This is a genomic window from Paenibacillus rhizoryzae (assembly GCF_059686995.1).
The window spans coordinates 119037-133238 of sequence record NZ_JCAALT010000006.1 but is presented as its reverse complement, the minus strand read 5'-3'; the positions used below and the strand labels follow the sequence as shown (position 1 = coordinate 133238).

The following is a 14202-nucleotide window of genomic DNA, read 5'->3' as shown; positions in this document are numbered from 1 at the left end:
GGATTGGTCTGTTTTCTATGGTCAAAAGGTTGAATCTATAAGGTTTTGACCTTGCTGCACTTCCTCCATAATGAGGTAGACAACCAAGGGGGAGGGAAGCAGATGAAATTTGGCGCTTGTTATTATCCGGAGCATTGGCCGGAGGAACGCTGGGAGCTGGATGTGAGGCTCATGAAGGAAGCCGGGCTGAACGTCCTGCGGATCGGCGAATTTGCTTGGTCGAAGCTTGAGCGCTATGAAGGCAGCTGCGATTTCTCATGGATGGATCGCATCATCGGGCTGCTGGCGGCACAAGGGATTGAGGTCATCCTAGGAACACCAACCGCAACACCGCCGAAATGGCTGATGGATAAACACCCTGACATCTATATGCGGGACAATAAAGGCATCGCGAGGGGCTTTGGCAATCGGAGGCATTACTGCTACAACAATCCCAACTACATGGAGGCGTCGGATCGCATTGTAACCGCAGTTGCGCAGCATTATGGCAAACATCCGAATGTCATCGCATGGCAGACGGATAATGAATTCGGCTGCAACGATACGGTTTATTGCTATTGTGATAATTGCCGATCAGCCTTTCAGGCTTGGCTGCGCCTAAAATATACAAGCATCGATCAGCTCAACGAAAGCTGGGGAACGGTGTTCTGGAGTCAAACCTACAATGAATGGGAGCAAATCGTGCTTCCTGCGTATACCGTCTTCCATCTGCATAATCCGGGGCTGGAGCTCGATTATCGCCGGTTTGCTTCCGATTCCGTCATCGCGTATCAGAAGCGGCAAATTGACCTATTGAAGCAGCTTGCCCCAAGTCAGCCCGTCACCCATAACATGTGGTCGGAGATGAACGAGATAAACAGCTTCGAGCTGTCCAAGGATCTCGATTTCGCTTCCTGGGACATCTACCCCAACCTCTGTTTTACCGATCAACCGGATCCCCGCGAAAGCGCAATCCAGCTTGATATGGCCCGCGGCGTGAAGCAAAGCCCCTTCTGGGTGCTGGAGCATCAGAGCGGCGCGCCCGGCGGCAACATCATGTTTCCGACGCCGCGCCCGGGGGAGCTTCGCAGATGGACGTATCATTCGGTCGCCCATGGCGCCGATGCGATTGTCTATTTCCGCTGGCGGACATGCCTATTCGGCGCGGAGCAGTTCTGGCATGGCATATTGCCCCATGACGGCATTCCGGGCAGGCGGTATGACGAAGTCAAGCAGGTTGGGGAGGAGCTGAAACGAATCATGCCGCGCATTGAAGGCAGCAGTGCAGGAGCGGAAGTCGCAATCATTCGTTCCTACGAGAATGAATGGGTCATGGACATACAGCCTCAGGTGATGGGGCACCGGTATATCCGTCATCTCAAAGGCTATTATCGTTATTTCTATGATCATCGTATTCCGGTGGATATCCTATCCGACGAAGCGGATTTTAGCCGTTATCGTGTCGTCGTCCTGCCGCACTATATGCTGTCCAAGCCGGGAGCCAAGCAGCGAATCTACGATTATACGTCGCAAGGGGGGACGGTGCTGCTCGATTTCCGTTCCGGCTCGCGGCTGTGGGACAACCGGATGTCGGATCAAACGCTGCCCGGCATTTATCGGGAGCTTCTTGGCATCTCGATTAGCGACTACGGTATCCTGCGAGAAGGTCAAACGCGCAGCGTCCAACTAGCCCAAGACACAAACAGCTACAAAGCAAATACCTGGTATGACGTCATTCAACCGGAGACGGCGGAGCCAATCGCTTGGTTCGGCGAAGACTATTTTGCCGGTTCGCCCGCAGCGACATGCAATCGTTATGGCCAAGGCGCCGCCTATTACTTGGGCATGGAGCCGCAGCCTGCCTTAATGAATGCGCTTATGGATCGCATATGCGCGGATGCCGGAGTAGCTTCAATAAAGGGCATACAGGTCCCGGAAAGTATTGAGCTAACGCGAAGGGTTAGCGGTGAAGGGCAGGAATATATTTTCGCGATCAATCATGGTACAGACCGTCAGGCCATCACGCTCGCAGAGCCGTTGTACGAACTTACCACGGAGCAAACCATAGTAGCGGGCACGATCGATTTACCGGGCAACGGCGTGTTTCTCTTCCGCAAGGATCACCCGCTACTAGGGTGATAAGTTGCAGTTTATCAGGTTGTTGGCGTTGCCGGCCCCCTGCATAATAAAACTAGAACAACACGGATGAGAAACAGGGTAGAAAGGAGTACGGCAGTGTGAAATCAATCGCACCAACTAGGCAAGACACGGCACCAAACAAACGCAGCTTCGGCAGAAAAGTCATCATGCAAAGACAGCTGATCTATATGTCTGTTCCGTTCGTCCTGCTGATCGTCCTGTTCTCCTACGTCCCGCTCTGGGGATGGATTATGGCGTTTCAGCGGTACACGCTCGGCAAAGGGATCAAACACAGTCCTTTCGTCGGCTTCGATAATTTCGTCGCGCTCTTCCAAGACGAGCAGTTCTACCATGTGCTCCGCAACACGCTCGCCATGGGACTGCTGCAGCTGATCACCGGTTTCGTATGCGCCATTGCGCTGGCACTGCTGCTGAATGAGGTCAGGTTCGTCTGGTTCAAACGGGTTATCCAAACGATTACCTACATTCCGCATTTTGTATCTTGGGTCGTCATTGCGAACATTACGCTCACGATGCTTTCTCCGGATGACGGTATGCTAAACCGCATTCTGATGAAGCTTGGCATCATCCAGGAACCGCTCTATTTCATGGGCGAGGAAAAATGGTTCTGGTTTATCCATACGACAGTCAGCTTGTGGAAGGAGCTGGGCTGGAGCACCATTATCTACTTGGCGGTCTTGGTGGGGCTGAATCCCGAGCAGTATGAAGCGGCTGAGGTCGACGGTGCGAGCCGCTTTCAGAAGATGTGGTACATCTCCATTCCCGGCATCATGCCGACCGCGATTCTGCTGCTCATCTTAAATGTAGGCTGGATCATACAGGGCGGCTTCGAGTCGCAGTATCTGCTCGGCAATCCAATCGTCGTTGATTATTCCGAGGTACTCGATCTCTATGCACTCCGCTACTCGACACAGCTTGGAGACTTCTCATTCGGGGTAGCAATCAGCATGTTTAAATCAGTCGTAAGCGTAGTCATGGTGCTGGCCGTTAATTATTTGGCCAAGAAAACGAATCAAAGCCGGCTAATCTAGCAGCTGCTATACACGTACAGTACACAATCCCGATAAGAGAAGGAGGGTGGTCAAGAATGGACCGCAATCAGGCGTGGGGCGCATTCGCGTTCAACACCTTTAACTTTACGCTGCTGCTTCTCATCGGCATGGCAACCTTGTTCCCCTTCTTGAACCTCATTGCGGTGTCGCTAAACGATCCGCTCGATTCCTTGAAGGGAGGAATAACCCTCCTGCCCAGAGAATGGACACTAATGAATTATAGAGCGATATTGAGTGATGACACGCTTGCGTGGTCCGCTGTCCGTTCCGTTATTCGTACCGTGCTTGGCACCGTGCTCGGTGTTACGGCCACCGTCATGATTGCTTATACGCTTAGCCGCAAGCAATTCATCTTCCGCAAAGCGTTTAACGTCATCTTGGTCATTACCCTTTACGTGAACGGCGGCCTCATTCCAACCTATCTGCTGATCAAGAACTTGGGGTTGATGAATCATTTTGCCGTCTATATCATTCCCGGATTAATCGGGGTGTTCAATGTTATTATTATTCGCAGCTATTTCGATCAGCTTCCGGAAGGACTGGTAGAATCGGCGCAAATCGACGGGGCAACCGACTTTCAGACGCTGTTTCGGATTGTCGTGCCAATCAGCTTGCCGGTTATTTCGACCATCACGTTATTTATCGCGGTTGGCCATTGGAATTCCTGGTTCGATAACAATCTCTATGCCAGCCGTAATCCCGATTTGAGCCTCCTGCAGTTTGAATTACAGAAGATTCTGATGCAAAGCGTTAGCCAAGTTGCGAATGCGAATGAACATGTGGACGGCAAAGCGATTCAGTCCAACCCCGATACGATTCGGGCTGCTCTGACCATTGTGGTTACGATGCCGATCCTGCTCGTCTATCCATTCCTGCAAAGGTACTTCGTCAAAGGCGTCACATTGGCTGCTATTAAGGAATAACCGGCTGCGCAGCCGGATGATCAAGAGGTTATCAAACGGAGCGATCGATCCGTTGATATATACAAAACGATGATTGAAAGGGAGTCTAAAGATGAAGGGTACTAGGTTAAAACGCAGACTTACAATCGGACTCATCATTACCGTACTGACCGTGCTTATCTCAGGCTGCGGTTCCTCCAATAACAACGATAACGAAGGGGCAGCTAACGAACCAACGAAGAGCACGAACAACGCTGCAAACAATGGCAAGACCAATGAAGCAGCTTCCGGCGATAACGCCGCAGCTGAGCCTGCGGCGGATTTAAGTCCAATCGAATTTACGATCAACACGGCCGATGACAAGCTGAAATGGGATACGCCAATTACGAAAGCGATTACAGAGAAAACAGGCGTATCGCTCAAGTATGACCTCTCCGTCGGCGACCAATTTCAGAAATGGGATCTGTGGCTGGCAGCCGGTGACTATCCGGATGTCGTCGTGCTCGATGCCAACTACACGCAGAAGTTTAAAGATGCCGGCGCCATTATTCCGCTTAACGATCTGATCGACAAATATGGCTCGAACATTAAAGAAAAATATGGCAAGTACTTCAACCTGCTCAAAGACAAAGACGGCAATATCTACTCCTTGTCCGGCGTCAACAAGAGCGAAGAAGCGGCAGCTAACTCGAGTGCCAACTTTGTCGTGCAATATGATGTGCTGAAGGAAGCCGGTTATCCGGAAATCAAAACGTTCGATCAGCTTTACGATGTTATCAAAGCGTATGCCGATAAACACCCGCAAATCGACGGGAAGGATACGATTGGCTTCGCCGCTTCCATGGCAAGCTGGACGATGAAGATTGAATTCAACAATCCGGTCATCAATGCGCTTGGACTTCCTGACCATGACCGTTCCCGAATTGATGCTAACGGCAATGTCACGTACAACCCGGTTTCCGAGGAATCCAAAGCCTACCTGAAATTCCTAAACAAGCTGTATAACAACGGGCTGTTCGATAAAGAAGCGTTCTCGCTCGACAACATCTCTACGAAAGCTGCGCAAGGCCGCGTCCTTGCTGCCTATTCACCGGGCTGGTTCTTAGGCGATGCCGAAGCCTCGCTGCGTAATTCAGGTCATCCGGAACGTGCCTATGCCCATATTCCGATTTATTTCTCGGAAGGCACCGAAGATCACTCCAACACGCTGACGCCAACGCAAGCAGGAAGCTACCAGTGGACCATCAGCAAGAATGCGAAGAACCCGGAGCGCATGATTCAAATGATCGATTTCCTCTTCTCCGATGAAGGTCAAATTCTGACGCAGTGGGGCATTGAAGGTACTCACTTCGATGTAAAAGACGGTCACCGTGTACTGAAGCCGGAGCTTATCCAACAGCGTCTTGCAGATCCGGATACGGATTACAAAGAAGGCTTCCACGGCATTGGAACAGGCAACTTCTCGTGGTTTGGCATCGGCAATGGCGCGAAGCTGGCCGATGGCGACTACTCCACGCCGCTTACCAAAGACATGGTTATCGCCAACTACGATGACATGACGAAGGAAGTGCTGGCGAAGTACGGCAAGCAGGTATGGGCGGATTTCTTACCGCCGGTTGAATATGTACCGGGCTATATCTGGCAGCTTACGCCTCCGGATACCACTAAGGTGGAGGAACAGAAGATCGATGATACATGGCGTAAATACTTGCCGAAGATCATCATGTCGAAGGATGATGCCGCATTCGATTCCAATTGGAAGGATATGCAGGATGGCATCAACAAGAATGGTCTGGAGAAAGTAGAGGCGGCTTATACGCAGCTATGGGCGGATTTTAATGCCAAGTACAACAGCATCTTAGGCCAATAATGGTTTGAAGTTACGCTACTCCTTGCTCGCAGCACTTGCGGGCAAGGAGTATGTTTCGTGCAGCGGGAGGAAAAGAGCGCAGGTGAAGCGAATGAGTGAGAAACGTACAGCCACGAAAGGTGCGAGGTAGCCGCGACATGAAAATACGGACAAAGCTGATCGTAGCCAACTTATTCGTTGTTTTGCTTCTGCTGGGCTCCCTTACTTATGTGCTCATGAAACGCAGCAGCGACTTGGTCTATGAGCATATCATCGAGAATGCCGAGCTCTCCCTGTCTCAAGTAAGCGCGAACTTGGATAATAAGCTGAGCTCCTATGAGGAGAATGCGAACACGTTATTTTTGAACTCTTCCTTGAATGAGAAACTGCAGAAGCCGTATAAGGATGAGCAGGAAGCGTACGATACGTATTTTGACTATTACCAGCCCTTTATCTCTGCCGTTCAAGCGACCAAAGCGATCTCTCACCTCAACTTATATACCGATAATCCCACCTTTCTATTCGCCAATGTGTTCCTGATCGACCAGGAGACGCGCGATAGCGATTGGTATCGCAAGGTGTTTCATAATCGAATTGGCGGCTACTGGACCGGACCCTACATACCGCTCCTTGAGCATAAACCGGTGTTCAGCTTCCGCAAGCGAATGAACAATTTCGATCCGGCTTCCCCGAACGTGGTCTCGATTGAAATCCAGCTTCGTGTGTTATCGGAGCTTATTAATGTAGAGAGTAAAAGCAAGCGGTTTATTTTCTCGCTCGCAGACGGTACGGTGCTGATAGATAGCGTGGAGACCGGCGGTATTCAGCAATTAAAGGAACTGCCTTTTTATTCGAAAATCATGAAGGAAACAGAGGGTAGCTTCAGCTACGAGGATGAGCGTAACAGCTATCAGATTATGTTCCAGACGCTCGAATCTCATAACTCCGTGCGAGGGATGAAGGTACTGACCTTTATTCCGGTTAACGAGCTGATGCCCAAGATCGAACAGCTTCGCTCGCTCTCGATACTCTTGTTCCTGCTTGCCATAGTCGTTTCTGCGCTCTTCATTTCAACGATATCGGTAGGATTGACGCGCCGGTTGACGGAACTGTCGTTTCGGATGAAGCGGGTGCATAAGGATAATTTTCAGAGCTTCGTCGAGGTGAAAGGCAAGGATGAGGTCGCGCAGCTGGGTCAAATGTTCAATCTGATGGTGCAGCGGGTCGGGCAGCTCATTCAAGAGGTGTACCAGTCGGAGATCGATCAGAAGGAGCAGGCACTGCGGACGAAGGAAGTGGAGCTGTACGCGCTGCAGACGCAGATTAATCCGCATTTTCTGTTCAACGTGCTGAATATGATTCGAGGCAAGCTATTGATTGCAGGCGAACGGGATACAGCCAAAGTCGTCGGGCTTCTGGCGAAGTCGTTCCGAATGATGCTCCGTAATGGCGGCCCTACAATTACGCTGAGCGAAGAGATGGAGTTTATCTCGATTTATTTGCAGATTCAGCAGCACCGGTTCGGCGATAAATTCACCTTTGCTATTGCCATTCCCCCTGAAGCACTTGCTGTAAATTTACCGAAATTATGCATTCAGCCGTTGGTGGAAAATGCGATCACGCACGGGGTGGAGCTGAGCCCGACGCAGTCCCGCATTCAGATTAAAGGCGAGCTGGTGGAAGGTACGCTTCAGATCACCGTGGAAGACGACGGTCTAGGCATGACGCCTGAGCGTCTGACTGAAATTAAAGCCGGCTTGCAGCAGGATTCACTGGAGGTTACCTCCAACATCGGACTTCGCAACGTGAATCGGCGATTGAAGGTCAGATATGGGGACAGCTACGGGCTGAACGTGCAAAGTGAGCAAGGAGCCGGAACGAAAGTGACGATATTCATTCCCATGCAGCAGGCGGATAATGGAGGCGAAACAGATGTATAGCGTACTGATCGTGGAAGACGAGCCGCTCGCAAGAGAATCGCTTAAATATGTGATTGATTGGGAGACCTACGGGTTCCAAATCCGAGCGGAAGCGGAGGACGGCAAACGGGCGCTTGAGCTCATGCAGCGAAACCATTATTCGCTCGTGCTTACGGACATTCGCATGCCGACGATGAACGGCCTGGAGCTGATTGCCAAGCTGCGGGAATTCACGGACGTGCCCGTCATTATTCTCAGCGGGTATGAGGACTTTGAATATGCACGGCAAGCGCTCAAAATGGGCGTCCACGATTACCTGTTGAAGCCTGTGGAGGAAGAAGAATTAATCGCGATCTTGGAGCGAATGGGCCAGAGCATCTCGGAGAAGCGGTCGTTTCAGCGACAGCATCATCGGGGTATATCCGCTCTTCGCGATCAAGTGCTTCGGAAGCTTGCGCATGGCCCTGTCAGCCGAAGCGAGTACGAGGACGCAATCAGAACCATTGGCAGCGGGATGGAGGAAGGACCGCTTCGTACGCTACTGGTGGAGATGGACTCCCTCTCGTCGCCCAGCCAGGCACTGACCGAACATGATGCGGAGCTCAAGCGTTATGCGGTGCGTAATATTTTGGAAGAGCTGTGCGGCGGGGACGGTCTTGTGTTCGAAATGACCGATGAACGATACGGCATCGTTATTATGGGGATGCAAGGCGAGCTTGAAGGTGAGGGGCTGCTTACATTCGCTCGGAAGATCAGAGACGCGGTTGCCGTGAATGCGAAAGAAACGATTAGCATAGGCGTGGGGAGCATGGTCACGAATGGGCGAGAGCTCATGCATGCATTCGCCGCAGCGGAGGAAGCGCTCGATGGGAAGTTTCTGGTGGGCAGCGGTTCGATCCTGCTTGGACGGAATGCGGTGGAGCTTTCCGGAGGCGGCAGCGGCGGTTTCCAAAGTACCGCTAAGCTGCAGGCAGGCGTGCTCGAGGTGATTTCCAATTTACAGGATGAGCCGCAGGTTGATGATGCCATTGATCGATTATGGGAGGGCTTCAAGGCGGAGCAAGCGCCGGGAAATGTCGTCCGTAAGAGTGTGCTGGAGCTGCTTGTCCGGTTGCAGCAGCTTGTCAGGGAGCTCGGCGCGAGTGCCGACGGGCTATTCGAATATGAGCTTGGCGATTACGAGCGGGTGATGAAATGCAAGACGATGGAGGAGCTGCAGCTTCTGGCAAGTCGGAAAGCGAAGGACGTGCGAGCACGGTTATGCGGGATCAAACAGCTGCAGCCGAGTACGCTCGTTACAACGGTGAAGAAGCTCGTTCAGGAGCAGTATCACACCAATATCAGCTTGCGGAGCATCGCGCAGCAGGTGTTCTTGAACCCGAATTATTTGGGCAAAATGTTCAAGGCCGGAACCGAAGAGTCATTCAACGATTATTTGCTAAAGGTGCGGATGGAGAAGGCAAAGGAGCTGCTCAGACAGTCGGATAAGAAGGTTTACGAGATTGCCGAGGCTGTCGGTTATGGCGAGCTGGATTGGTTTTATAAGCGGTTTAAGAGTTATGCCGGCATGAGCGCCGGGGAATATCGGATGAAATGATAGCTTTAGTGAGAGCGATGGAGGTCAGCCTTCCATCGCTTATTTTTTTATAAAGGGTTCGTTTTGCGGTAGGCAAGCGGCGTCATGCTCGTCACTTTCTTGAAGATGCGGTCAAAATGTCCCGTGTTCTCGAACCCGGTCCGCTCCGCGACGACAATGACTTTAAGATCCGTCTCCTTGAGCAGGCGCTGCGCCTCGCGAATTCGCGTCAGATGAACATACTCGATCAAGGTGAAGCCCGTGACGGTCTTGAAGCTGCGGCTGAGATAATAGGGGCTCATAAAGAATTGTTTGGCGAGATCAGCCAGTGCGAGCTTGGCGTCATAATGCTCGTTGATGTGCAGGGCGACCTCGGATATTTTCTGATGGAGAGCGGTCGGCTGCTCGGGTGCAGCAGATTCGGATTGCGCCGGTGCGGGATGTCTGGCCGCGAATAGCAGCAGCTCGGTCAGCAGCAGCCGCAGATAGGATTCAAAGCCGGGCCGCAGCTCGGAGGCTTCGGTGATCATTTTGCCAAGCAGTTGGCGGACGAATAGCTGCTCTTGCGGCGTGAGATGCAGCAGAAGAGCACGATGTCCGAATGGTTGCAGCAGCAGCGGGTCATAGAAGGGATGCTCCGTTCCGAGAAAGGCATCGCTGAAATTGATAACGATCCGTTCATGTTCCGGCGGGCCAAGCTCGGAGGAGTTGTGGACGACCTGTTTATTCACGAGCAGCAAGTCACCGGACGTTATCGAATAGGAGCGGTCCTCGATGAAATGCACGCGCTTCCCCGACACCAAATAATAGATTTCATAGGTAGGGTGAAAGTGATTGTTGCGTCCAAACGGCTTCGTTCGATGTACATGCTGAATATAGAAATCGCCTTCCTCATCTCCGTAGGAGAGCGGTTCGTCGACGATGAGCTTCATCGGAAATCCTCCTTGCAAACCTCAAATCAGGATATCTTTACTTTAGCGCAAGATAGGTGAATAAACCATCATTTTGAGCAAAATATGTCACGATATTCGGCAAATATTGCGTTATGCTAAGTGGAGATATGGACTTTAGAGGAAGGTGGTACATCCCACTATGCGTAATTTTATGGATGATGATTTTTTACTACATAACGAGACGGCGAAACGGCTTTATCATGAATATGCGAAGGCCATGCCGATTCTGGATTATCACTGTCACCTAAGTCAGCAGGACATTTACGAGAATAAAAGCTATAACAACCTGACGGAAGTCTGGCTGTATGGCGATCATTATAAGTGGCGCGCGATGCGTGCGAACGGTATCGAAGAGAAGTATATTACCGGCGGCGAAGGGGTCGGCGATTACGACCGTTTCCTCGCATGGGCAAGGACGGTGCCGATGACGCTCGGCAATCCGCTCTATCATTGGTCGCATCTGGAGCTGCGCCGACTGTTCGGCATTGAAGAGCTGATCAATGAGAAGAATGCGCCGGTCATCTGGGAGAAAGCGAATGCCAAGCTGCGCGGCGGCGGTTTTACCGTTCGCGCTTTCATCCGTGACGCGGGCGTGGAAGTGGTCTGTACGACTGATGATCCGATCGATTCGTTGGAGCACCATATGCTGCTGGCGCAGGAACCGGATCTCGGCTTCCGCGTACTGCCTTCATTCCGTCCGGATAAGGTGCTGGAGATTAATCGCGCGCCGTTCGTCACCTATATCGCGAAGCTGGCCGAGGCAACAGGCCGGAGCAGCATCGAGAGCTACGACGAGCTGCTGCTTGCGCTGAAGGAGCGGGTTCAGTTCTTCCATTCCGTTGGCGGCCGAGTGTCCGACCATGCGCTCGATTATGTGCCTTGGGCGGAGACAACGCGGGAGGAAGCGGCGGAAATTTTTGCTCGGGCACTTGAAGGCGGCGGCGTAACGCTTGAGGACGAGAAGAAATACAAATCGTTCACGCTGGTCTACTTAGGCGAGCTCTATGCGGAGCTTGGCTGGTCGATGCAGCTGCATATGAATGCGCACCGCAACAATAATGCGCGAACCCTTCGCGAGCTTGGGGTAGATACGGGGTTCGATTCCATGAACGACAGTCCGGTAGCTGTGCCGCTTGTGCGACTGCTGAGCAAGCTGGATGAGCGGAATAAACTGCCGCGGACGATCGTGTATTCGCTCAATCCGGCGGATAACAACGTGCTGGCATCGCTGATCGGCAGCTTCCAAGGCGGCGGCATTCCCGGCAAAATCCAGCTTGGCGCCGCTTGGTGGTTCAACGATACGAAGGATGGCATGCTGGAGCAGCTGAAGTCGCTTGCGAATATTGGCCTGCTCAGCCGGTTTGTCGGCATGCTGACGGACTCGCGCAGCTTCCTCTCGTATACGCGGCATGAATATTTCCGTCGTATTTTCTGCAACTTGCTTGGGGAATGGGCGGAGAACGGGGAAGTGCCGAATGATGCAGAGCTGCTTGGCGGACTTGTGCAAGCGGTGTGCTATGAGAATGCGAAGGGGTATTTTCGATTCTAGTTTCTAGTTCTAGCAAAGCGACGAGGTAGAAGACCATTCAGGAGGGATACCATGAGCGGCAAACTGACATCACCCGATGAGATCAACAAGCAGTTGTATCCGCACGGCGAGATTCATAAGGCTGTTCACCGCGTTGCCGATGTTGGGGAAGAGCAGGTTCAGTCCTATCGGCAGCAGGGGTACGCGACGGTATTGGATGTGTTGACCGGTGCCGAAATCGATCGCGCGATCGAAGCGATCATGGCGCATATTAGCGATGATCAGACGGCGGTGAAGGTGCAGTTTGTGAAGCCGCGGAGCGAGCTTCGCGGCGACGAGGAGCGCGAGCTCGCCGTCCGCAAGCTATATGAATTTGTAGAGGTGGATAATCGGCTGCGAGCGGTTGCCTATCATCCGGATTTATTGGCCGTCGTGGAGAAGCTGCTTGGGGCGAAGCCGAAGCTGGTGCAGGATATTGCGCTGCTCAAGCCGCCGAAGGGCGGGGGCGAGAAGCCGTGGCATCAAGATATGGCCTACGGCAACCTCGCATATGATCAGCCCGTGATCGGCGTTTGGATTGCGCTTGATGAAGCGGGGCTCGATAACGGCTGCATGCAAATTATCCCCCGTTCGCATATGAACGGCGGCATCCCGCATTATGCGGAGCGGGATTGGCAGCTTTGCGACACGGTTGTGCCTGTCGAGCGCAATGTCGCCGTGCCGCTCGCACCCGGCAGCGCGCTGTTCTTCCATGGGCTGCTCATGCACGGCACGGCATTCAATTTCTCGCAGAAGCGCCGGCGTGCGCTGCAGTTTCATTATGCGCCGGATACCGCGGAGAAGATCAGTCCCCGAGAGTATAAGCGCATGTTTACGAGCGAGATGACGGGGGCGGATTGCTAGCCTTTGTATGAATAAAGGGATATCTCATCCAAGCTGCCGTGGCGGCGGCTGGTGAGATATCCCTTATTTATTTGCGGGCCGTAAACCTCGCCCATTCTTGCTTGATCTTGTTCTCATCGAGTTCGATGCCGATCATGACAAAATACGGCTCGCCCTCGTAGCTGCTCGGCGACCATTCCAGCCGCTTGCCCGCCAGCTGGAACAGCATCAGGCTGCCATCCTTGCCGTATGGCAAATAGCCCTTGGCGCGCAGGCAATTGTTGCCGCGCCCGCTAATGAAAGCTTCGAACTGGCGCCGCGTGAGCCCGGCTGCATCCGCGCCGGGATAAATCGCTGCCGTTCGAATGCGCGAATACGAGCTCGGCGCTTTGGTTGCGGTGGAGGCAGCGAGCTGGCTAGACGCTGCTGCAGCCGCTTGCGACTTGGCGGCGGCACTGCCGATGCTGCTGCCCGGCAGCTTCTCGGGCATTACTCGGCCGCCGGTCGCGATGGCCGTCCGCATGCCGGATATTGCCGGCTGCCGCCTCATGGGCGAAGGCGCAATTCCCGCGAATACAAGCGCGGGATCGATTTCGCAGCGCGTTGCCGTTATGAGATCGGCAGCTTGGTTGCGATCTCGAATAAGCTGCTTCACTTTATCCGCGGTTCGATTGGAGATGAGGTCGAATTTATTGGCGATAATAAAGTCCGCCGCCTCAATCTGCTTGCGCAGCGTACGAATCAGCTCGCGGTCAGAGGAGAAGATGCTGTTATAGTCGAGGGCATGCTCGGCATCCAGCACCGTAACGATCCGGTGCAGCTGCACCTTGCCGATAATCGTCGGCTCTGTGATCGCCTCCGCAATTTCCTCCGGATTCGCCACGCCTGTCAGCTCCATCACGATTACATCCGGCTGCATCAGCGCAAGCCGCTCCAAGCAGGACGCTAGCTCGCTCTTCTTGCTGCAGCACAGGCAGCCTTCCGTAATCCGCTCCAGCATCTGCGCTGCAGATGCACTGCTCACCAACGTTCCATCCACATCAACGGCTCCGATTTCATTCATCAGTACAGATGCGCGTAAACCGGTAGCCTTGGCATGCTGCAGCAGCCTCAGAAGCAGTGTTGTTTTTCCGCTGCCCAGAAAACCGCTTAATACGATTACCGGAATTGCTGATTGTTCCATGTTCGAGCGCTCACACTCCCTCCAAGGTCCACATTCAAAGAAGGATATGCGGCATACGGCCAAAATAAAACCTCTTCGACATAATCTCTGGCGTGCGCAGCAGCGAGAGTAAAACGGAATTCGGCTATACGCACAAGCTGTTAAATTCGTAAAAATAACGGTATAATTTAGCCAGCTTCGTTCAGAGAACAAATCATCACAATTTGTACTCTGAACAAT

Annotated in this window: 10 protein-coding genes; 8 read left to right on the top strand and 2 right to left on the bottom strand. The window is 52.7% G+C overall.

Annotated features, from left to right (window positions below; translation table 11 throughout):
- The first annotated feature begins 102 nt into the window (after positions 1 to 102).
- The 6 genes from AC6ESO_RS18730 to AC6ESO_RS18705 all read left to right on the top strand — a co-directional run bounded on the left by AC6ESO_RS18730 (position 103) and on the right by AC6ESO_RS18705 (position 9458).
- Complete coding sequence (locus AC6ESO_RS18730) at positions 103 to 2118, top strand: beta-galactosidase (RefSeq protein ID WP_497092679.1); 2016 nt, start codon at positions 103 to 105, stop codon at positions 2116 to 2118.
- Between the two features lie 98 nt (positions 2119 to 2216).
- The gene (locus tag AC6ESO_RS18725; protein WP_494820812.1) at positions 2217 to 3170 is read left to right on the top strand and encodes an ABC transporter permease subunit; all 954 of its coding nucleotides are present in this window, start codon (positions 2217 to 2219) and stop codon (positions 3168 to 3170) included.
- A 56-nt stretch (positions 3171 to 3226) separates the two neighbouring features.
- Positions 3227 to 4114, top strand: coding sequence for a carbohydrate ABC transporter permease (locus AC6ESO_RS18720; protein ID WP_497092678.1), 888 nt, complete (start codon positions 3227 to 3229; stop codon positions 4112 to 4114).
- 91 nt (positions 4115 to 4205) lie between these two features.
- Positions 4206 to 5963, top strand: coding sequence for an extracellular solute-binding protein (locus AC6ESO_RS18715; RefSeq protein WP_497092677.1), 1758 nt, complete (start codon positions 4206 to 4208; stop codon positions 5961 to 5963).
- A 137-nt stretch (positions 5964 to 6100) separates the two neighbouring features.
- Positions 6101 to 7882, top strand: coding sequence for a sensor histidine kinase (locus AC6ESO_RS18710; RefSeq protein ID WP_497092676.1), 1782 nt, complete (start codon positions 6101 to 6103; stop codon positions 7880 to 7882).
- Positions 7875 to 9458 (top strand): response regulator transcription factor, encoded by a 1584-nt coding sequence (locus AC6ESO_RS18705; protein WP_497092675.1) that lies wholly within the window; start codon positions 7875 to 7877, stop codon positions 9456 to 9458. The genes AC6ESO_RS18710 and AC6ESO_RS18705 overlap by 8 nt, the downstream gene beginning before the upstream one ends.
- A gap of 47 nt (positions 9459 to 9505) precedes the next feature.
- Here the strand turns inward: AC6ESO_RS18705 and AC6ESO_RS18700 are convergent, their stop codons facing one another.
- A complete protein-coding gene (locus AC6ESO_RS18700) occupies positions 9506 to 10369 on the bottom strand; it encodes a helix-turn-helix domain-containing protein (RefSeq protein WP_497092674.1) in 864 nt (287 codons plus the stop codon).
- A 160-nt stretch (positions 10370 to 10529) separates the two neighbouring features.
- On the opposite strand from AC6ESO_RS18700, the gene uxaC reads away from it, so the two are divergent.
- Both uxaC and AC6ESO_RS18690 read left to right on the top strand, forming a co-directional pair.
- Positions 10530 to 11939 carry a glucuronate isomerase gene (uxaC, locus tag AC6ESO_RS18695; protein ID WP_497092673.1) on the top strand — a complete coding sequence of 470 codons (1410 nt, stop codon included), beginning with the start codon at positions 10530 to 10532 and terminating at the stop codon, positions 11937 to 11939.
- 51 nt (positions 11940 to 11990) lie between these two features.
- Positions 11991 to 12821 carry a phytanoyl-CoA dioxygenase family protein gene (locus AC6ESO_RS18690; RefSeq protein ID WP_497092672.1) on the top strand — a complete coding sequence of 277 codons (831 nt, stop codon included), beginning with the start codon at positions 11991 to 11993 and terminating at the stop codon, positions 12819 to 12821.
- A gap of 67 nt (positions 12822 to 12888) precedes the next feature.
- Here the strand turns inward: AC6ESO_RS18690 and AC6ESO_RS18685 are convergent, their stop codons facing one another.
- Entirely contained in the window at positions 12889 to 13983 is a 1095-nt protein-coding gene (locus tag AC6ESO_RS18685; RefSeq protein WP_497092671.1) for a CobW family GTP-binding protein, read from the bottom strand.
- Between the last annotated feature and the right edge of the window lie 219 nt (positions 13984 to 14202).